The organism is Streptomyces sp. NPDC054872 (genome assembly GCF_053610705.1).
Genome location: NZ_JBSGYY010000029.1, coordinates 48,910 through 68,375 on the forward strand (window position 1 = coordinate 48,910; position 19,466 = coordinate 68,375).

Genomic DNA, 19,466 nt, shown 5'->3' on the forward strand with positions numbered 1-19,466 from the left:
TTCGGGGAGGGTTCGTTCGTCGTGGTGAAGGTGTGCAGGATTGCCGGGGCAAGTAGGCCGTGGTGAGCCGTCTCAAGCGCGGGTCGGTGGGACGCGAGGCCGTCGTCTGGCTGATGGCCGTGATCCTCGCGATCGCGGGCGCGGTGCTCGCCGCACTGGACGCCGCGGCGGAGTGGCGGCAGGTCCTGGCCGGCGGCTGCGCCGCGGTCGCGGTGCTGCTGCTCGCCTGGGTCCTCGTGCTCGTCCGGCAGTTGTCCGCCGAGCGCGCCGACCGGACCCGCCAGGAGCGGCTCGCCGCGGCCCGGGAGGCCGAAGTCGCGCATCTCGCCGGTGTGCGGCTCCCGGCGATCGCGGAGCGCGTACGCGCCGGGCAGCGACTCGAGGGCGTGCCGGGGCCGTTGGCGGCGCCGACGGAGACCGGTGAGGAGTTCTCACGGGCCCTTTCCGCGGTGGCCGTCGCACTCGGGTCGGACGAGGCGGTGCGCCGCGAGCGCGGCCTGCGCGACTCGGTGCAGGCCGCGTTCGAGTCCGTCGCACGCACCATGCACGCGATGGCCACCGTGCAGCAGCAGGTCCTCGACCGGGTCGAGCGCTCCATCGACGACCCGCATCTCATGGGCGAGGTGATGAAGGCCGACCACGCTGCCGCGCAGATGACCCGCAAGGCCCAGACGCTCCTCGTGATGTGCGGGATCTGGCCTGCCCGCAGGGAGACACGGCCGGTCTCGCTCTACGACTGCGTACGCGGCGCACAGTCGCGGATCGTGGAGTACAGCCGGATCGAGGTGCACGGCGGCCAGACGCTGTACGCGGTGCCGCCCGCGGTCGAAGGGCTGATGCACGCCATCGCCGAACTCCTGGAGAACGCCACGGTGTTCTCGCCCTCGCGCTCCCAAGTCGTCGTCACCATCCGCGAGGTGGGCGCGGGCGCGGTCCTGGAGATCGACGACGCCGGACTCGGGATGCCCCCGGACGTCCTGCACCGGGCGATGGGTCAACTCCGCGACGACCAGGACCTGGCACGGCTCGGCGCGGTGCCACGCCTCGGCCTGGCCTGCGTGGGCCGCTGGAGCCGTGAGCTCGGCTTCAACGTGGAACTGAGCGGGGCGTCGGCCTACGGCGGTACACGTGCGGTGACGTTCGTGCCGTTCCGCCTGCTGACCGAACCCCCTTCGCAGCTCACGGGATCTCACCGCCTCGGCGGCCGGACCCCGCAGCAGCCCGCGGAGCCGGAGCCCGCCCCGGTTCCCGCCCGGCAGCCGACGGCCCCCGTCGGACCACCGGAGTACGCCGACGTGCAGCACGCACGGCACGAGCCGCACGAACAGCACGAGCCGCAGGAACAGCACCATCCCGCCGAGCACGCGGAGTCGCCCGTACGGACCGCACCAGCCGCACCGGCGGTGCCTGCCACGCGCGAGACGCCGGCCGGTCTGCCCAAGCGCCGCAACCGGCGCCAGCCGGCCACGGGCGCTCCCCGCCTGCCGGTCCCGGAGCACCGGCAGGCGCCTGCGGCCCCGCCCGCGACCCCCTGGACGCCGGAGGCGGCGCGCGCGTCGATCGCCAGCGTGGTGTCCGGATCGCTGCGTGGCCGCGCTGCCCTCGACGCGGATCAGCCCGCGGCGCGTGAGGCGAACCCGCCGGCCGCATCCCCGCCGACCGCGCCATCGACTCAACTCCCCACCCCTGACGAGCATGACGGAGGCCGGCAGTGACCGGAATCATCACCCCCCTTCCCGACCTGGGCTGGATGCTCCGCCCGCTGATCGAGATCCCTGGGGTCCGGCACAGCGTGGTGGTGTCCGAGGACGGGCTGCGACTCGGACACGCGTCCGCGGAGGATCTCTCGGGCCCGGTGTCCGAGCTGAGCGTCGCCGAAGCCGAGTCCCTCTCCGCGGCCTGTGCGGCGATGACCATGACGGGCCGGTCCACGACCTCGCTGCTCTTCGGATCAGGGGCGGGCGTACGGCAGTTGATGCTGGAATCCGACCACGGGTTCGTGCTGTTCACGCACGCCGGTGTCGGCGCGCACCTGGGGGTCGCCACCGACCTGCAGGCGGATGTCGGCCTGGTGGCCCAGCAGATGCAGCTGCTCGTGGTGAAGATCGGCTCGCACCTGAGCAGCCAGCCGCGGGATCCGGCCACCGCGGCGTCATGACGGGTCCCCGGCCGGAGGAGCCGACGGCCTCGGCGATCCGCCCGTACGTGATCACTCGCGGGCGGGCGGCTGCCGACACCGAGGCACTGGCCTGGGAGTCCCTGGTGATGGCGACGGACGCGGCGTTTCCCGCGTCGCTCCAGCCCGAGCACCAGACCATCCTGGCGCACTGCCAGGGGCTCCTCTCGGTGGCCGAGGTGGCCGCCCACATCGGGCAGCCCCCCTCGGTCGTCCAGGCGTTGCTCTGCGATCTCCTCGAATGGGGGCTCATCGTGACCCGCCCGCCGGTGCCCCCGGCCGAATACACCGATGTGACCATGCTCAGAAAGGTCCTCCATGGTCTCGAAAGCCGCCTCTGACGCGCCGTCCCCCGCGTCCGGAGCCCCGCGCCCGCCCGGCTTTGCCGGGGCCGCCGCCGGGCCCGGGTCCGGGAAGTACCTCACCTCCAGCGTCGCGGGCGCCGCCAAGATCCTCGTCGTCGGACCGCTCGGGGTCGGCAAGACCACCCTGATCGGCACGGTCTCGGAGATCAAACCCCTGTCCACCGAGGCCGTCATGACCCAGGCCGGCGCCCGGGTGGACACCGTCGTGGCGAGCGGCAAGACGACCACGACCGTGGCCCTGGACTTCGGCCGGATGACCATCGACGGGGAGCTGGTGCTCTACCTGTTCGGCACCCCCGGCCAGCAGCGCTTCCTGCCCGCGTGGCGGGACCTGGCCAAGGGCTCGCTCGGCGCTCTGGCCCTGGTGGACACGCGTGACCTCGAGGCGTCCTTCGACGCCCTGGGCAACCTGGAGGAGCTCGGGCTGCCCTTCGCGGTGGCCGTCAACATCTTCCCCGGCAGCCCCCGGCACAGCGTGGACGACCTCCGCTCCGCGCTCGACCTGCTGCCCGGCACCCCCGTGGTGACCTGCGACGCGCGCGACCCCGCGTCCTCCGTCCGGGCGCTGATCGCCCTCGTCCAGCACCTCATCCACATGGCCACGGAGCCCTCATGACCTCGCCCCACGCCGCCGCCGGGCCGCCGCCGACCCGCTGCCCCGTCTCCGGAGCCCCGGCACCGACGACCGCGCTCTACGGACCCCATCTCGACGGCGACGCCATGTCCGCCCTGTACGAGCAACTGCGCGGCGCTCACGGGCCGGTGGCACCCGTGTCCATCGCCCCCGGCGTGGACGCCTGGCTCGTCATCGGCCACCGCGAACTGCTGCAACTGACCCGCGACGAGCAGGACTTCTCCCACGATCCGCGCCGCTGGAGCCTGCTGCGGGAAGGCCGGGTGCCCGCCGACTCGCCGATCCTGCCCATGGTCGGCTGGCGTCCCGCCCTGCTGTTCGCCGACGGACAGCAGCACCGCAGGATGCGCGCCGCCGTCTCCGCCGCGCTCGCCGGGATCAACGGCCACGAACTGCGGCGCACGGTACGGGCCGAGGCCGAGCAGGTGATCGTGTCGTTCGCGGAGCGCAGCGAGGCCGACCTGGTGGCCGACTACGCCCGCAAGCTGCCGATGCGCGTCATCACCGCGCTGCTCGGCGTGGACGACCGGACCGGGCGGCAGCTGGTGGAGGCCGTCGCCGGAACGGTCGCCGCCACCAGCGCCTCCGCCGACGCCAGCAAGCGCATGGGCGCGATCCTGCTCCAGCTGATCGAGGAGAAGCGGCGCCGCCGCGGCAACGACATCACCTCGGCCCTGTTGCACCACCCGGCCCGGCTCACCGACGAAGAGGTCCTGCACAACCTCGTGGTCATGTTCGTCGCGGGCAACCAGACCACCGTCAACTGGATCGCCACCACCCTGCGCATCCTGCTCTGCGACCCGCAGTTCCGCTCGTCGCTGACCGGCGGCCACCTCAGCGTGGACGACGCGCTCGACCTGGTCCTGTGGCGCTTCCCGCCCACGCAGAACTTCCCCGCCCGCTACGCCACCCGCGACATGACCTTCGGCGGGCAGTCCATCCGCACCGGCGACATGCTCATCCTCGGCCTGGCCGGTGCCAACGCGGACCCGCAGATCCTGCCGGACGACGGAGCCCCGGTCGTGGGCAACCGTTCGCACCTGGCCTTCGGCGCGGGTCCGCACATCTGCCCGGCCCAGGACCCGGCCCGGCTCATCACCCGCACCGCCGTGGACACGATCCGCCACCGGCTGCCCGACCTCGAGCTGGCCATCCCGCAGGCCGACCTGGAGTGGATCAAGTCGCCCTGGAGCAAGGGACTCGCCTCGCTGCCGGTCCGCTTCACCGCCCCGGTCCTGTCACAGCATCCCGCCCCGTCCGAGCCACACGCCGTGCTCTGACCGGACACACCGCACGCCCCCGCAGCCGCCCGCCCCCGGACCAGGAGAGCCCGTTGAACACGTCACCGGTGAACACCGACGCCGCAGCAAGCCAGCCGCACCGCTTCGATCCCTCCGGCGGCTGCCCCCACGCGGACAACGCCCGGCTGCTCGCAGGCGGCGCCGTCGCACCGGTGGTGCTGCCCGGAGATGTAGAGGGCATGGCGGTCCTGGGTCACGACGCGCTGAAGGAGTTCCTCGCGCACCCCGATGTCGCCAAGAACGCCCAACACTTCGCGGCGCTGCAGGCCGGGGAGATACCCGACGGCTGGCCGCTGAAGACGTTCGCGACGGTGCAGGGCATGACCACCGCCGACGGCACCGACCACCGCAGGCTGCGCTCCCTGATGGGCAAGGCGTTCACCGCCCGCAGGGTGGCGGAACTGCAGCCGCGGATCATGGCCCTGACGACGGAGCTGCTCGACGATCTGGACCGGGCCGCCGTCGAGGGCGACGGCGTGGCGGACCTGCGCAAACACTTCGCGCTGCCGCTGCCGATGGGCGTCATCTGCGAACTCCTGGGCGTGGACGCCGAGTACCACGACCGACTGCACCATCTGTCGAACCAGATCGTCGCCACCGACATCGGTCCTCAAGAGGCGATGGCGGCCAACAAGGAGATGGTGGAGGTTCTCGGCGCGGTCGCCGCGGCACGGGCAGCGAACCCGGGCGACGACCTGACCACCGCCCTGATCGCGGCCCGCGAGGAGAACGGCGACCGGCTCAGCCCGCACGAACTGCTCGGCACCCTGATGCTCACGATCATCGCCGGGCACGAGACCACGCTGAACCTGATCACCAACGCCGTACGCGCCCTGTGCACCCACCGTGAGCAGCTCAGCCTCGCCCAGTCGGGCAAGGTGAGCTGGGCGGACGTGGTGGAGGAGACCCTGCGCTGGGACAGCCCCGTCAGCTACTTCCCCTTCCGGTACCCGACCCGGGACCTCACGCTCGACGGCACCGTCATCCCCCAGGGCACCCCCGTGCTTGCCGGCTACTCCGCGGCGGGCCGTGACAAGCAGGCGCACGGCCCTGATGCCGACCGCTTCGACATCACCCGCGACCACACCTCCACCCGGCACCTGTCCCTCGGCCACGGCGCGCACTTCTGCATGGGCGCCCCGCTGGCCCGCATGGAGGCCACCATCGCCCTGGAGCAGCTCTTCGGCCGCTTCCCCGACCTCGACCTGGCCGTACCGGAGCCCGAACTGCCCCGCCATGCCTCTTTCGTGGGCAACAGCGTGCAGAAGCTTCCCGTGCGCGTGGCAGGCCGAGAGGCGTAGCGCCGGCAGCCGCTCACTCGGCCGCTCAGGCCAGGACCTTCTCCTTGGCCTTCTCGTACTCCTCGGTGGTGATGTCGCCGTTCTTCCTCAGCTCGGCGAGCCGCGCCAGCTCATCGACGTGTCCGCCGCCCGGTCCTGAGCCGGCCGCCTTCTGTACGTAGGTGCGGAAGGCCTGCTCCTGTTCCTTGGCCTGTGCCACATCCCGTTCACTCATGCTGCGGCCGCGCGCGATGAGATACACGAGGACGCCGAGGAACGGGAGGACCAGCACGAAGATGAGCCAGCCCGCCTTCCACCAGCCGCTGAGCGTGTGATCGCGGAACAGATCGGTGATCACCTTGAACAGCAGGAAGAACCACATGATCCACAGGAAGAGGTAGAGCATCGTCAGGAACAGATTCAGCAGCGGGTAGTCGTCCACGGCGGGTGCCCCTTTCACGGAGTCCGCGAGGTCGCGGAAGTAATTCCGTTGCATCAGGCATACCGCTGAAAACGAGTGCACGCATCCCGGGCGGTCACCGCACCGCGGCAGGGCCCCGCGGTCAGGGGCCGAGGCGGTACTCGGCGCGGTCCCGCCAGCGTGTGCCGTCGAAGACGATGAGGTGTACCGCCTGGACGCGGCAGCTCAGCGGCAACAGGGGCGCAAGTTCGGTCTGCAAGGCGTCGTATGCGGCGTCCTGGGTCGCGGGGCCCTCGTCGTTCGCGACCGTGAGGTGCGGGGCGAGCGGGGGGTCGAATATCCCCCGGTAGGGCACGGCCTCCGGCCAGCGACCTGTGAGGTCCTTGGTCAGGGCCGTGACCGGGGCGTGCGGCCACGGGTCGAGGTAGAGCACACCGGGATAGTGGGCGAACTCGGCGAAGGTCAGCGTGAAGGCGTGGTGCCCGGCGAAGAGCGCCGAGAGATCACGGCGGGCCGCGGCGTCGAGGCGGCTCTCGTGCACGAAGGGGTACAGCACCGTCACATGGGCCGGCACCCCCGCCCGGACCAGCGGATCGGCTTCAGGGACCTTGATCGTGAGGGCGGTGTCACCCGGCGCGTCCGGCCATCCGTCGCCGGCGGGCTCCCGCTCGGCACACTCTTCCTCGGCGTTCATCACGCGCCATGATCGCACCGGGCGCGGATTGCCTGCGTTCCGGCGGAATGGGAGGGCCCCCGCCGGAGTTCGATCAGACATGACGACCGATCAGCGCACCATCAGCAACCCGGCCACGCTCCACGACCCGACGCCGTTCGGCTACAGCCACGCCGTGTCGGCGCCCGGCGAACTGGTCTTCATCGGCGGCCAGTACGCCTCCGACGCCACCGGCGCCCCGGTGCCCGGCGACTTCGCCGCCCAGGTGGACCTGGCCTTCGACCGGCTGTTGTCGGCCCTGGAGGGGGCCGGCCTCGGATACGAGCACGTGGTCCGGCTCGGCACGTTCATCGTCGCCCACGACCTGGAGAAACTGGAGACCCTGGGCAAGGCGCTGTACGCCCGCTTCGGCGACCGGCTCCCCGCGCAGACGCTGAGCGGGGTGGCCTCGCTCGCGCTGCCGGGAATGCTGTTCGAGGTCGACGCGGTGGCGGCGCGGCCGTAGCAGCCCTCTCGAGGAGAAGCGACGAGGACGAGAAGACAAGACGAGAAGACGAGAAGACAAGACGAGAACAGACGACGAGAAGAGCAGAAGGGACTTCGAGCATGGCGAAGAACGCCCTCCTCGTGATGGACGTCCAGCGCGAGATCGTGGACCTCGCCGACGACGGCTCGGGGTATCTGCCGCGTCTGCGCCGGGCGATCGACGGCGCCCGCGCCGCGGACATCCCCGTGATCTACGTGGCCATCGCGTTACGGCCGGGCCCTCCGGGCGTCAGCCCCCGCAACAAGGCACTCACCGCCGTGGTGCGGGCGGGCCTGCACGCCGAGGGCGGGCCCGGCATCGAGATCCATCCCGACATCGCGCCGCACCCGGGCGACACCGTGATCACCAAACGGCGTGGGAGCGCGTTCTCGGGCAGTGACCTGGACCTGGTGCTCAGGGCGCGCGACATCGACCACCTCGTCCTGACCGGCATAGCCACCAGTGGCGTGGTGCTGCACACCGCGTGTCACGCCAACGACCACGACCTCGGACTCACCGTCCTGTCGGACGCCTGCCTCGACCTGGACCCCGAGGTGCACGACGTCCTGATCGGCAAGCTCTTCCCGCAGTGGGCGGAGGTCGTCGCCGTCGAGGACTGGATCAAGGCCGTGGGAGCGCGGTAGCCCCTGAGTGCCGCCTGTTCAGACCTGGGTGACGGCCGTCAGTATGACGGCCGAGTCGTCCAGCGCGGTCAGGCCGTGGCGCTCGTGCGGGATGGGCGCGAACTCGCCCTCGCCCAGTTCGAGGGTGTCGCTCCCCGTGGTGAGTCCGACCCGGCCGCGCAGGACGAACAGGGTCGCGGCCGTAGGCGTGTCGTGTTCGCCCAGTTCAGTGCCGGTGGTGAGCACGATCAGGCTCTGCCGCAGGGGACCGTCGTGCAGGAGCAGCTCCGCGCTGCGCCCGTGTGCGGCGGTGCGGGCCTTCTCGAGGTGCTCGCCGACGAGGGCGTAGAGGTCGGCCACGGGTGATCCCTTCGACGGAGCGTTGACGCGGTGGCGATGTGGGTGCGCAAGCGCGTGCGCACTCGCTGTACGGACCTGCGACCCCCAGTGTTCCCCTTGCCCGCGAGGGCCGCATCCGCCGGCCGGAACCTGATCACCCGAGGGTGGCGTCCTACCACCCATGTGTCGCTCACGGCCGGGGAGCGGGGGAGACAGGGGAGCCGAGTGGAGCAGGTGGACAGCGGGGCAACGCCGGAAACGCGGAGCGCGCGCCCGCGGCGGAGGCTGGGGCGCGGTGGCTGGCTGCGGTGGGGAGAGGCCGCGACAGGCCGGTCGCCCTGGACGCGCGGCCGGATCCTTGCCGCGCTGGCCGTCCTGACCGCCGCCGTGCTGGCCTTCCACTCCGCGGTGCCCAACACCGTCGGCCGCATCGGCAGCCTCCTGGAGACGTTCCTGCCGTGGCTCGGCCTGGCCGTTCCCCTGCTGCTCGTCCTGGCCCTGCTGCGCCGATCCGCCTTGGCGCTGGTGGCCCTGACACTGCCCACGGCCGCATGGGGGCTCCTCTTTGCCGGGCGTGCGACTGCCGGGGGCAGCGGCGCCCACGACATCAGGGCCGTCCAGCACAACGTCAGCGACGTGAACACCGACCCAGCGGCCACCGCACGCGCCCTGCGTGACTCCGGGCCGGATCTGATCGCCCTGGAGGAGGTCACGTCGGCCGCGCTGCCGGTGTACGAGAGGGAACTGGCGGCGAAGTATCCGCACCGGGCTGTGCGGGGCACGGTCGGACTCTGGTCGAAGCATCCGCTGACGGACGTCAGGGCGGTGGACATCAGGCCGGAGGGCGTCGGCAGGGGCTGGAACCGCGGGGTGCGGGCGACGGCGCGTACGCCGTGGGGTGCTGTCGCGGTGTACGTCGCGCACTTGCCCTCGGTGCGCGTGCAGTGGCACGGCTTCGGTTCCGGGCTCCGGGACGAGAGCGCGGGCCTGCTGGGCGCGGCGCTGGCCGCCGAGAAACTGGAGAAGGTGATTCTGCTCGGCGACCTCAACGGCACGGTGGACGACCGCGGTCTGGACCCGGTCACCACGCGCCTGGACTCGGCGGGACGGAACTTCGCCTTCAGCTGGCCGGCCTCCTTCCCCGTCTCCAGGATCGACCACGTCATGACCCGCTCGGCGACCGTCAAACACATCGGGACGCTGCCCGCCACGGGCAGCGACCATCTCCCGGTGACCGCCGACATCATCTTCGCTCACTGATCACGGGTTCTGCTGCTTCAGGTCGACTCGTGCGATGCCAGGATGAGGCCACATGCTGTTGATGGAGGGGGCGTTGGGATGGGATACGACTTGCAAGCCGTGATCGGTGGCGATGTGCTGCGCGCGGCGGCACGGGATCTACCTGCCGCGCGGCTGGCTCCGCTCGGTCAGGGCTTGTCGCTCATGCCGATGACCGAGGCTCTGCTCGCCTCCTTCGCGGACAGCGGTGACGGCGGTGATGACGGTGACGACGGCGTACTGGGCTTCTGGCGGTTGTCGGCCAGGTTCGCGGCGACCCTCGCCGACTGGTCAACCGCGGGTCCGGTGGCCTATGCGGAGGCCGAGTGCTTCGGTGGTGCGGGCGAGCAGACTGCCGTTGTCTGGGAGGGAGGCACCCTCACTCTCGGCCCCCTTCACGAGCCGGAGAACACCCCCTCTCCACCCGCCGGCAGCCCCATTTCCCAGGCGCTGCGACGGCTGGGGGTGGTGGCTGCCACCGGCGAGGACGAGTTCACCGCTGTGGGTCTTGGCCGCCACCGAAGCGTCGAGGGGTGGGCTCGCTCGACGTCCTGAAGCCTGTGTGCGGGGCCAGGGCCCCGCAGTGCCCAACTGGGCGCTGCGGTGCGGTGGTCAGAGGAAGCTGACGTTCTGCGCGAGGGCGAGGTGGCCGGAGTAGTTGATGGTGTTGGTGGCCGGACGCATGTACGCCCGCCAGGCGTCGGAGCCGGACTCGCGACCGCCGCCCGTCTCCTTCTCGCCGCCGAACGCGCCCCCGATCTCGGCGCCGGACGTGCCGATGTTGACGTTGGCGATTCCGCAGTCGGAGCCCTCGCAGGACAAGAAGAACTCGGCCTCCTGCTGGTCGCGGGTGAAGATGCTGGAGGACAACCCCTGCGGTACGTCGTTGTGCAGCGCGATGGCCTCCTCCAGGGTGTCGTACGTGAGCACGTACAGGACGGGGGCAAAGGTCTCCTGGCGCACGACGTCGGTCTGTTCGTCGACGCGGACAAGGACCGGCTCGGCGTAGGCGGCCCGCGGTGCCGCTTCCGCCAGACGCCTGTTGCCACCGGCGAGAATCTTGCCTCCCTGCGCCTGCACGCGGGTGAGCGCGTCCTGCATGCCGTCGAGTGCGGCGGGGGAGATGAGCGGGCCGACCAGGGTGCTCTCGTCGAACGGGTCACCGATGGGGAGCTGGGCGTACGCGGCCGTCAGGCGCGCGACAAGCGTGTCGGCGACGTCGCGGTGGACGATGAGGCGGCGCAGGGTGGTGCACCGCTGTCCCGCCGTGCCCGCCGCGGCGAAGACGATGCCGCGCACCGCCAGGTCGAGGTCGGCCGACGGCGCCACCACCGCGGCGTTGTTGCCGCCGAGTTCCAGCAGGCTGCGCCCGAACCGTGCCGCCACGCGCGGGCCGACCTCGCGGCCCATGCGGGTGGACCCGGTGGCGCTGACGAGCGCGACGCGCGGGTCGTCGGCGAGCCGCTCGCCCACCGCGCGGCCGCCGAGCAGGAGACGGTGCACGTCGGCCGGGGCGCCGGTCTCCTCCGCGGCCCGCGCCAGCAGCCGGTCACAGGCGAGCGAAATCAGCGGGGTCAGCTCGGACGGTTTCCAGACCACGGTGTCGCCGCAGGCCAACGCCACCGCGGTGTTCCACGACCAGACCGCGGCGGGGAAGTTGAACGCGGAGATCACTCCGACCACGCCCAGCGGATGCCAGGTCTCGGCGAGCCGGTGGCCGGGTCGTTCGGAGGCGATGGTGCGGCCGTAGAGCTGACGCGAGAGGCCGACCGCGAAGTCACAGATGTCGATCATCTCCTGGACCTCGCCCAGCGCCTCGGAGCGGATCTTGCCCGCCTCGATCGTGATCAGGTCGGCCAGGTCGCTCTGGTGGTCGCGCAGCAACTCGCCCAAACGGCGCACGAGTTCACCGCGGCGCGGGGCCGGCGTGGTGCGCCAGACGAGGAACGCCTCGCGGGCGGCGGCGACGGCGTCCCCCGCATTTGCGGCGGTCGACGCGGCCAGACCGAAGAGGTCCTCACCCGTGATGGGCGTACGCGCCTGGAAGTCGCCGCCCTCCGGGACGTTCACACCGACGCGCCGCAGGCTCGCGCGGGCACGGGTTCGCAGGTCGTCGGTGGTGGGCAGGGCGGTGGTCCCGGTCATGACGCTCCCTGGGTGAGGTGAGGTGAGGTGAGGTGAGGTGAGGCGGGGCGGGGCGGGGTGAGGGTGGAGAGGGGTCAGTGGTGCGTGTCGTCGATGTCGCGGCCCAGTTCACGGCCCGCCTGAGCGATCGAGAGGCTCCGCTGACGTGCGTACAGGGCGTACGGGTCCAGAACCTCACGGCCGATGGCACCGGACAGCCAGTCGCTGTCGTACGCGGCGCCCTGCTGCCCGGTGTTCCGGGAGCCCTCGCCGCTGAGGTTGGACTGGAAGATGCCCGCGGCGGAACGCGGCAGGAAGTCCTCGTAGACGAGGGGCTCGGCCCGCACCCAGCCCTGGCTCTCCAACTCGACGATGGTGGTGGGAGGTTGCGTACCGTTTCGCGGACGATCGGGCGCGGCGTGGTAGGTGAAGTAGGCCAGCCCCTGCGCGGCGAGCTCCCGCTCGGTGGATGGCACATGTGTGATCCACAGGCCGCGGGCCACTTCGGCGCGGTCGGCCGTCGGGCGCCGGGTGGTCTCGTCGTCGGCCAGCGTGAGCAGGCGGTCGTAGAGCGCGCGGCCCGCCGAGGTGAGGGCGCCGCCGCGGGCCTCGACCTCCCCGAACCGCACCCGCAGGGCGCCGCTGGTCACGCTGCCGTCGGACTGGCGCAGGGCGCGGGGCTCGGCGAGGGCGCGGAAGGACGTCTGGCGCAGCAGCAGGTCGGGTCCCTTCCAGCCGGGCGGGCCCTGAATGGCGTCGATCATCTCGATCCCGTGGCCGGTCATCCGCCGGTACAGCTCGTCGATGTCCAGGACGCGCGGGGTGAGGTGGTTGATGTGGGTGGAGCGGACGCCCCCGATGTCGGCGGCAACCGCCGACACCCTCTCCAGTTCCTCGTACCAGGCCCGGTCGATCGGCTCGGCCGACAACTCGAAGGCACGGACCGCGAGATGGAGGAAACGCTCGGCATCCGTCTCGTGCAGTTCGCGCTCCGCTTCGGCCCGGTCGGCAAGGGCGAGCAGCTCGGGCGGGAAGAGTTCGCGCCCGGCGAGGAAGGTCTCAAGCCGGGAGCGCAGGCCGGCGTCGAAGAAGCGCGGGTCCGCGGTCGTGAGCAGCGAGGTGAAGACCCGGAAGGGGTTGCGCGCCAGCTCGTCCGCGTCCACCGGGCGAAAGGCCGTCGACACGACCGGCACCGCGCTCGCCGCCGCCTCCCGCAGGTCGTAGAAGCCGACCGGACGCATGCCGAGAGCACCGAACACCCGGGCCACATGGTTCAGTTCGGCAGGAGTGCCCACGCGGATGGCGCCGTGCCGCTCCGCGGTGACCCGGCTGAGGGGACCGAGCCGTTCGGCATCGGCGCCTCGCGCGCGCAGCGTGTCCTCGTTCACCTCGCGTGAGACGTCCACGAGCGTGTTGTAGGCCGGGACTTCCCGCCCGTACATCTCCGAGAGCCGCGCGGCGAAGGCGGCCCGCAACTGCCACTGGCTGATCATGGATGGTCTGCCTTTCGAACGGTGGTTACGGGTGCGGGTGCGGAGGTCCGAAGAGACGAGGGGGGGGGAGGGATGCGGGTCCGGTTCACGGCTCAAACGACATGGGCCTCGGGGCGGGGCGCGGGTCCGGTCCGGAAGCGGTCGGCGCTCATCGGTGTGATGTCGACGCATGGCTCACGGCCCAGATGCAGGTCGCGCACGATCTCGCCGACCGCCGGGGCCTGCAGGAAGCCGTGCCCCGAGAATCCGGTGGCGTAAAGGAAGTTGGGAAGTTCACCGGAGCGCCCGATCAAGGCGTTGTGGTCGGGCGTGACCTCGTAGAGCCCTGCCCAACCGCCGACGGTCGGCATGGTGGCGAGTGCGGGGGCGCGATGGCGTACGACGTCGCGGAACAGGTCGAGCCACTCCGGGGTCCAGGTGGTGTCGAAGCCGTCGGTCTGACGGGGGTCCGCGAGGCCGAGGAGCAGGCCGTCGTCGCTGTTGTGGAAGTACGCCGACGACGTGAAGTCGATGGTGAAGGGGATGCGCGGAGCGGCCGGTGACAGGTGCCGGGTGAAGGCGAGCTGGCGGCGAACGGGCCGCACCGGCAGGTCGACGCCGACCATGGCGCCGATCTGCTCGGACCACGCGCCCGCCGCGCAGATCACGGTGGAACAGGCGACGTCGCCGCGGTCGGTGTGCACGGCACTGACGCGGTCCGCGGTGGTGTCCATGCCGGTGACGCGCGTGTGCGTGGCGAGGCGGACACCTGCCCGGGCCGCCGCCTCCGCGTACCCGTGCACGACCAGGCCAGGGCGGGCGTGCCCGTCGGTGGGGGAGTGGACGGCGGCCATGAGGCCGTCGGTGCTCAGATACGGGCAGAGGCGCCGGGCCTCGTCGGCGCCGATCATGCGGCTCGGCACGCCCAGGCTGTTCTGGAGCCGCGTGCTCTCGGTGAACTCCGAGACCTGTCGCTCGCCGGTGAGCAGGAAGAGATAGCCCACGGTGTCCAGCCGGATGTCCGCACCGGGCCGGTGCGGGAAATCGTGATAGGCGCGCAAACTCCGTTGCCCGAGCTCGATGTTGAGCGGGTCGGAGAAGTGGGCGCGCACGCCGCCGATGGGTTTGCCGGAGCTGCCGCAGGCAAGGTCGCCGCATTCGACGACGAGGATGTCCCGCACCCCCGCCTCGGCGAGATGGAAGGCGATGGAGGCGCCCATCACGCCTCCGCCGACGACCACCACATCGGCGGTCGGCGGAAGGGTACGGAAGGCGGAGGTGGTGGAGGGGCGGGGTGCGGAGGACGGACGCGGTGAGCGGGACACGTGAGGCCGATCCTTTCCAGAGGCCGGCGCCCGGACGAACTCGCCTGATGGAGCGTCAATTCAAGGGCGTGGCATGGCCGTCGGTAACTTGCTCCGTAAGCAACCTGCTCAATAGGTAACTAGCTCAGTAGGCCCGATGACTTGCGGGGCCGCCGATCAGCCGACTGCTCGCCATCGTGACGCAACCCCACCCTTGACGTCCATGAACAGTTCCTGCTCCTGATCTTTGACGGTCTCTATACGGTCGCCTCATGGACTGGACGAGTTCCCAGCTGCGCTCCCTGGTCGAGCTGACCCGGCGCGGCACCATCACCGCCGTCGCGCAGGCCCTCGGCTACACACCGGGCGGCGTCTCCCAGCAGATCGCCGCACTGGAAAGGGCCGCGGGCACACCGCTGCTGCGCCGGGCGGGCCGACGGGTGGAGCTGACCGACGCAGGGGCCATGCTGGCCCGGTACGCCGAGCGGATCCTGGCCGCGGAGGCCGAGGCCGTCGAGGAGTTGGAGCGCGGTGGCGGAGTGGTCCGCGGGACCCTGCTGGTCGGCCTGTTCGCCACGGCCGCAGCCGAGATCCTGCCACCGGCCCTGCGCCAGGTGCGCGCGGGCCACCCCGAACTCACCGTGCACAGCCGCGACATGGACGTGGACGAGGTGTACGACGCCGTCGCTTCGGGAGCCGTCGACCTTGCGCTCGGCCTCGACTACCCGGACGTGCCCATCCCGCGCGACGCCGCCCTGCGCGTGACCCGGCTCTACCGCGAGCGCTTCGCCCTCGCGGTGCCCACCGGCTGGATGGGCGGCCGGGAGCGTGCCGCCCTCACCGACACCCGGGACCTGGCGTGGATCCTGCCGTCGGCCGACAGCTACTACGGCAGAGCCGTCCGTACCGCGTGCCGCCGTGCGGGTCTCGAACCGGACGTGCGGCATGAGGTCACCGACACCGCGGCGACCCTGGCGCTGGTCGAGGCGGGCATCGGTGTGAGTACGGTGACCGAGCTGATGCTCGGCCTGCGCGCCTCGCGCTTCGACGTGGTGCGGCTGCGCGAGCGGATCGAACGGCACATCGTCGTGGTGTGCCGCGCCTCCGCCGAAGGGCGCCCGGCGGTGGCCGCCCTGGTCGAGGTGCTGCGGACGGTGGCCGACCAGCGGTGCGGGCCACACGCGTAGGCCCGTGCCGGTGGCGTAGAGCCCACGCCCTGGTGCGGGGTTCGCACTCGCTGAGGCCTTCCGATCGGCACCCGTCACCCCTCGCGCAGGGCGAGGATCAGATCGCGTGGCAGACCGTGGGTGTCGTGGAGGTAGTGGAAGTCATCCTCGCCGAGCGGGCCCCGGAACCGGGGCCGGGCCAGTACCTGCCGGCCCCGCTCAAGCAGGCGCCGGAAGCGGCGCTCCTCCTCGACCAGAACGCGGCGCACGTCGTCCGGGTCCACGTCCTGCCGGAAGTGATCGAGCGTGTGCGTCACCAACTCGCCCGGCAGATCGCCCAGGTGACGCGTGGGGTCCTCCCGCCACAGCACGGTGAGCACGCGTCGTACGAGGCGGCGCAGCACGTAGCCGCGGCCGGTGTTGGCGGGGCGTACTCCGTCGCCGATCACCACCATGGCCGAGCGGAGGTGGTCGCACACCACCCGCAGCGATGTCTCGTCCAACTGCCACAGGCCCGGCACGAGCCGTCGCCAGGGATCGAAGAGGTCGCACTCGAACACCGATGTCTTTCCCTGCAGGAGCGAGGCCAGCCGCTCCAGTCCGAGCCCGGTGTCGATGTTGCGCTGGGGGAGCGGCACGAGTGATCCGTCGACGAGCCGACGGTGGCGCATCATCACGTGGTTCCACACCTCCACCCAGCGGTTGTCACCGGTCGGCGTGGACTCGGGCGGGGTGTCGCCGGTCCACAGAAAGATCTCCGAGTCGGGTCCGCACGGTCCGGTGGGCCCGTTGGACCACCAGTTGTCCTCGACGGTGAGCTCCACCGGAACCCCGCGGTCCTGCCACAGGCCGAGGGAGGCGGTGTCGGGCCCGCCCTGTCCGTCACCGCCGAAGACGGTGGCGTGCAGGAACCGCGGCTCGATGCCGAACCCGTCGGTGAGCAGGTCGTACCCCCAGTCGAGGCTCTGCTGCCCCTCGTAGTCGCCGAGCGACCAGGTGCCGAGCATCTCGAAGACGGTCAGGTGAGTGGAGTCACCGACCTCGTCCAGGTCCGTGGTCCGCAGACAGCGCTGCACGTTGACGAGCCGCCTGCCGAGCGGGTGCGGTTGCCCCTCCAGGAAGGGGGTCAGGGGATGCATGCCCGAGGTGGTGAACAGCACCGGGTCGCCGGGCGGGGGCATCAGCGTCGAGCCGGTGATCCGGCGGTGGCCGCGCTCCTCGTAGTACTCGACGAATCCACGGACGACGTCCTCGGTGGTCATTACCTTGCTGATCATGAGTGGCTCCTTCGCGTGCGCAGCGGGGAGGCGCCGAACATGGGGTCCGCGACAGGAGCCGGGGCGGTAGGGCCACGGAAAAGCCACCGGCGGACCGTGTCCGGTCGCCGGTGGAAAGGGGAGTTACGTCAGGCGGCGGCAACCGGCGAGCTGGGCGCTCGCGCGGTCGCGGTGGTGTAGAGGCCGGTGACGTTCATACGGCCGACGATAACGCGCACAGATCTTGAAGGCACACGATTTTCACCGGGCGACCGGCCGGCAGGCCACAAGGGGGAAGCGAATGCTCCGTATCCACTTCATCGACGCCGACCTCGGCCGGACACGTGTCGCGGCCGGACCCGATCCTCTGTGGGAGATCTGCGCGAGCCTTCACCGGTTCCAGACCCGCCAGGGCCGGTGGGCCTACGCCGACTGGTATCGCACCGCCCGCACCCAGCTGCACTCGACCGGGTTCAGCCGCACCCTGCGCACTCTCATGCTGCCCTGGGTCCCCCGGGCGCGTCAGCGGCTGCGGGGGGACACCAGCCCGGATTCGTAGGCCAGGACGACAAGCTGGGCTCGGTCGCGCGCCTGGAGCTTGTTCATCGCCCGGTTGATGTGGGTCTTCGCGGTCAGCGGGCTGATCACCATGCCGGCCGCGATCTCTTCGTTGGACAGACCCTGTGCGACCAGGACGACGGCCTCGCGCTCGCGGTTGGTCAGTTCATCCAGGCCGGTGCCGACTTCCGTGCCGAGTGGCTGCGCGACGTACCGGTCGATGAGCATCTTGGTGATCGAAGGCGCGAGCAGGGCGTCTCCGCGCGCGGCGACACGGACGGCGTGCAGGAAGTCCTCCGGCACGATGTCCTTGACGAGGAACCCGGCTGCGCCGGCACGCAGCGCGTTGAAGACGTTCTCGTCCAGGCCGTAGTTGGTGAGGATGACGACGTGCGTCTGCGTCAGGGCCGGGTCCGCGGCGACCTCCCGAGTCGTCTCGATGCCGTCCATGACCGGCATCGAGATGTCGACAAGGGCGAGGTCGGGCAAGTGCTTCCGCGCGAGGGCCAGACCCTCGCTGCCGTTGCCGGCCTCGGCCACCACCTCGATGTCGTCCTCGGCGTCGAGCAGCGCGCGGAAGCCGCTGCGCAGGAGCGGCTGGTCGTCGACAAGCAGCACACGGATCATGAAATCCTCGCCACGGGGAGCTCGGCCCGGACGGTGAAGCCGCCCTCGGTACGCGCTTCCGCGCGCAGACGACCGCCGAGGGCGGTGACACGCTCGCGCATCCCGAGCAGCCCGACGCCGGGCACCGGGGCGTAGCCCGGCTCGGCCTTGCCGTCGTCGTCTATTTGAATGGACAAACTGTCCGGGAGGTAGTCGATGCGGACCGATGCGCTGGCGGCCGCCCCGTGGCGGGCGGTGTTGGTCAGCGACTCCTGGACGATCCGGTAGGCGGTGCGGTCCACCGCGTCCGGCACGTCGTGTCGCCGGCCCTCGATCGTCAGCGTCGTCTTCAGGCCGATCCCATGAGCGCGTCGCACCAGTTCGGGAAGGTGGTCGAGCCCGTGCGAGAGAGGCTGAACGGTGTCGTCGCGCAGTGTCTCCAGCGTCGCCCGCAGCTCCCGGGTCGCCTCACGGCCTGCCACCTGGATCGCCAGAAGCGCCTCGGGCACCTGCTCGCCCCGCTTGCGGGCCAGATGGACGGCGACCTCGGACTGCACCTTGACGATGGATATCTGGTGGGTGAGCGAATCGTGCAACTCCCGCGCGATGTGCAGCCGTTCCTCCGTGGCCCGCAGCCGCGCGGTCTCCTCGCGGGTGCGCTCGGCCTCGTCGGCCCGCCGCTCCGCCTGCCGCAGCGCCTCACCAGCGGCACCGGCCGCGACCAGCCAGGCGATCTCAAGGACGCTGCGGGCCTGGGCCAGCGCCTCGGCCGTCGCCCCGTCCGCGGGCGAGGCCAGGACGGCGAGCGGCAGAAGGATGAGGAGGGCCACCGAGGTGAGTACGGTGACGAGACGGTGCCCGGCCCGTACGGCGGCGTACACCGCGAACAGGTAGGCGACCGCGGGCACTTCGAATCCCGCGGCGTTGTAGCCCGCGACGCACAGCCCCGTGACGACCAGGACGAGCAGGGGAGTGCGCCGACGGGCGATGAGAGCCAGGCCGCCGGTCACGACGAGTGCGTAGCCGAGTGAGTCGAGATCTGTGGAGGCGTGATCCTCCGCCAGCGCGGTGATGAGGAGCGCCGCCGTCACGCCGACCGCGATCACCCAGTCCTTGGTCCGGGCCCAGACTCTGGAAAGTCCTGTGGTCATACGCGCACCTTAATCGGGCGCTCTCTCGCCGGAGTCGCCCTCGGGGACCAACAATGCACTACCACCCGCGCAGTACTTTCGCGGCATCTACTCCCGCTGTTGCGGCGGGCGCGGTACACGACTGCTGTGGAAGCAGGCTTCCCCTCGAGCCCCTACTGCCCTGGTGGTAGCGGTGATTGACAACTCCCGTACGACGACCCGCGACCCCGCGGA

At 71.2% G+C, this 19,466-nt stretch carries 20 protein-coding genes and 1 pseudogene; 12 read left to right on the forward strand and 9 right to left on the reverse strand.

The window, feature by feature from the left end:
* Positions 1-113: 113 nt before the first annotated feature.
* Genes ACWGIH_RS29770 through ACWGIH_RS29795 form a run of 6 tightly spaced genes read left to right on the forward strand, consistent with a single transcriptional unit; the run spans position 114 to position 5,777 of the window.
* Entirely contained in the window at positions 114-1,715 is a 1,602-nt protein-coding gene (locus ACWGIH_RS29770; RefSeq protein ID WP_453449903.1) for an ATP-binding protein, read from the forward strand.
* Positions 1,712-2,158 (forward strand): roadblock/LC7 domain-containing protein, encoded by a 447-nt coding sequence (locus ACWGIH_RS29775; protein ID WP_453449832.1) that lies wholly within the window; start codon positions 1,712-1,714, stop codon positions 2,156-2,158. Before ACWGIH_RS29770 ends, ACWGIH_RS29775 begins: the two co-directional genes overlap by 4 nt.
* Positions 2,155-2,517, forward strand: a complete 363-nt coding sequence (locus tag ACWGIH_RS29780) for a DUF742 domain-containing protein (protein WP_453449833.1) — start codon at positions 2,155-2,157, stop codon at positions 2,515-2,517. The genes ACWGIH_RS29775 and ACWGIH_RS29780 overlap by 4 nt, the downstream gene beginning before the upstream one ends.
* Positions 2,495-3,157, forward strand: coding sequence for a GTP-binding protein (locus tag ACWGIH_RS29785; RefSeq protein ID WP_453449834.1), 663 nt, complete (start codon positions 2,495-2,497; stop codon positions 3,155-3,157). Before ACWGIH_RS29780 ends, ACWGIH_RS29785 begins: the two co-directional genes overlap by 23 nt.
* Positions 3,154-4,455: a cytochrome P450 gene (locus ACWGIH_RS29790; protein WP_453449835.1), complete on the forward strand. Its 1,302-nt coding sequence runs from the start codon at positions 3,154-3,156 to the stop codon at positions 4,453-4,455. The genes ACWGIH_RS29785 and ACWGIH_RS29790 overlap by 4 nt, the downstream gene beginning before the upstream one ends.
* Before the next feature lie 53 nt (positions 4,456-4,508).
* On the forward strand, positions 4,509-5,777 hold the full coding sequence (locus tag ACWGIH_RS29795; RefSeq protein ID WP_453449836.1) for a cytochrome P450 family protein: 1,269 nt from the start codon (positions 4,509-4,511) through the stop codon (positions 5,775-5,777).
* Between the two features lie 25 nt (positions 5,778-5,802).
* Here the strand turns inward: ACWGIH_RS29795 and ACWGIH_RS29800 are convergent, their stop codons facing one another.
* Positions 5,803-6,198: an SHOCT domain-containing protein gene (locus ACWGIH_RS29800; protein WP_453449904.1), complete on the reverse strand. Its 396-nt coding sequence runs from the start codon at positions 6,196-6,198 to the stop codon at positions 5,803-5,805.
* A 121-nt stretch (positions 6,199-6,319) separates the two neighbouring features.
* Complete coding sequence (locus ACWGIH_RS29805; protein ID WP_453449837.1) at positions 6,320-6,871, reverse strand: 2'-5' RNA ligase family protein; 552 nt, start codon at positions 6,869-6,871, stop codon at positions 6,320-6,322.
* A 79-nt stretch (positions 6,872-6,950) separates the two neighbouring features.
* Here ACWGIH_RS29805 and ACWGIH_RS29810 point away from each other — a divergent pair, with 79 nt between their 5' ends.
* Together ACWGIH_RS29810 and ACWGIH_RS29815 are read left to right on the forward strand one after the other, a co-directional pair.
* Positions 6,951-7,355: a RidA family protein gene (locus ACWGIH_RS29810; RefSeq protein WP_453449838.1), complete on the forward strand. Its 405-nt coding sequence runs from the start codon at positions 6,951-6,953 to the stop codon at positions 7,353-7,355.
* Between the two features lie 101 nt (positions 7,356-7,456).
* Positions 7,457-8,020 (forward strand): cysteine hydrolase family protein, encoded by a 564-nt coding sequence (locus ACWGIH_RS29815; protein WP_453449839.1) that lies wholly within the window; start codon positions 7,457-7,459, stop codon positions 8,018-8,020.
* Between the two features lie 18 nt (positions 8,021-8,038).
* Here the strand turns inward: ACWGIH_RS29815 and ACWGIH_RS29820 are convergent, their stop codons facing one another.
* Positions 8,039-8,359, reverse strand: coding sequence for a cupin (locus ACWGIH_RS29820; protein ID WP_453449840.1), 321 nt, complete (start codon positions 8,357-8,359; stop codon positions 8,039-8,041).
* Between the two features lie 204 nt (positions 8,360-8,563).
* Between ACWGIH_RS29820 and ACWGIH_RS29825 the strand changes: the two genes are divergently transcribed.
* Positions 8,564-9,598 carry an endonuclease/exonuclease/phosphatase family protein gene (locus ACWGIH_RS29825; protein WP_453449841.1) on the forward strand — a complete coding sequence of 345 codons (1,035 nt, stop codon included), beginning with the start codon at positions 8,564-8,566 and terminating at the stop codon, positions 9,596-9,598.
* A 78-nt stretch (positions 9,599-9,676) separates the two neighbouring features.
* Complete coding sequence (locus tag ACWGIH_RS29830) at positions 9,677-10,171, forward strand: hypothetical protein (protein WP_453449842.1); 495 nt, start codon at positions 9,677-9,679, stop codon at positions 10,169-10,171.
* A gap of 57 nt (positions 10,172-10,228) precedes the next feature.
* Here the strand turns inward: ACWGIH_RS29830 and amaB are convergent, their stop codons facing one another.
* From amaB to ACWGIH_RS29845, 3 genes are all read right to left on the reverse strand, one after another.
* On the reverse strand, positions 10,229-11,761 hold the full coding sequence (gene amaB / locus ACWGIH_RS29835; RefSeq protein WP_453449843.1) for an L-piperidine-6-carboxylate dehydrogenase: 1,533 nt from the start codon (positions 11,759-11,761) through the stop codon (positions 10,229-10,231).
* A gap of 74 nt (positions 11,762-11,835) precedes the next feature.
* A complete protein-coding gene (gene hglS, locus ACWGIH_RS29840) occupies positions 11,836-13,233 on the reverse strand; it encodes a 2-oxoadipate dioxygenase/decarboxylase (protein ID WP_453449844.1) in 1,398 nt (465 codons plus the stop codon).
* A gap of 92 nt (positions 13,234-13,325) precedes the next feature.
* Complete coding sequence (locus tag ACWGIH_RS29845) at positions 13,326-14,432, reverse strand: NAD(P)/FAD-dependent oxidoreductase (protein WP_453449905.1); 1,107 nt, start codon at positions 14,430-14,432, stop codon at positions 13,326-13,328.
* Between the two features lie 356 nt (positions 14,433-14,788).
* On the opposite strand from ACWGIH_RS29845, the gene ACWGIH_RS29850 reads away from it, so the two are divergent.
* A complete protein-coding gene (locus tag ACWGIH_RS29850; protein ID WP_453449845.1) occupies positions 14,789-15,703 on the forward strand; it encodes a LysR family transcriptional regulator in 915 nt (304 codons plus the stop codon).
* Between the two features lie 74 nt (positions 15,704-15,777).
* On the opposite strand, the gene ACWGIH_RS29855 is transcribed toward ACWGIH_RS29850, so the two are convergent.
* On the reverse strand, positions 15,778-16,944 hold the full coding sequence (locus ACWGIH_RS29855; RefSeq protein WP_453449906.1) for an alanine--tRNA ligase-related protein: 1,167 nt from the start codon (positions 16,942-16,944) through the stop codon (positions 15,778-15,780).
* Between the two features lie 295 nt (positions 16,945-17,239).
* Between ACWGIH_RS29855 and ACWGIH_RS29860 the strand changes: the two are divergent.
* Positions 17,240-17,458 (forward strand): annotated as a pseudogene (locus ACWGIH_RS29860) (ArsR family transcriptional regulator); the annotation flags it as partial.
* Between the two features lie 2 nt (positions 17,459-17,460).
* On the opposite strand, the gene ACWGIH_RS29865 reads toward ACWGIH_RS29860, so the two are convergent.
* Both ACWGIH_RS29865 and ACWGIH_RS29870 read right to left on the reverse strand, forming a co-directional pair.
* Positions 17,461-18,123: a response regulator gene (locus ACWGIH_RS29865; protein ID WP_453449846.1), complete on the reverse strand. Its 663-nt coding sequence runs from the start codon at positions 18,121-18,123 to the stop codon at positions 17,461-17,463.
* Entirely contained in the window at positions 18,120-19,253 is a 1,134-nt protein-coding gene (locus tag ACWGIH_RS29870) for a sensor histidine kinase (RefSeq protein WP_453449847.1), read from the reverse strand. The genes ACWGIH_RS29865 and ACWGIH_RS29870 overlap by 4 nt, the downstream gene beginning before the upstream one ends.
* Positions 19,254-19,466 lie beyond the last annotated feature (213 nt).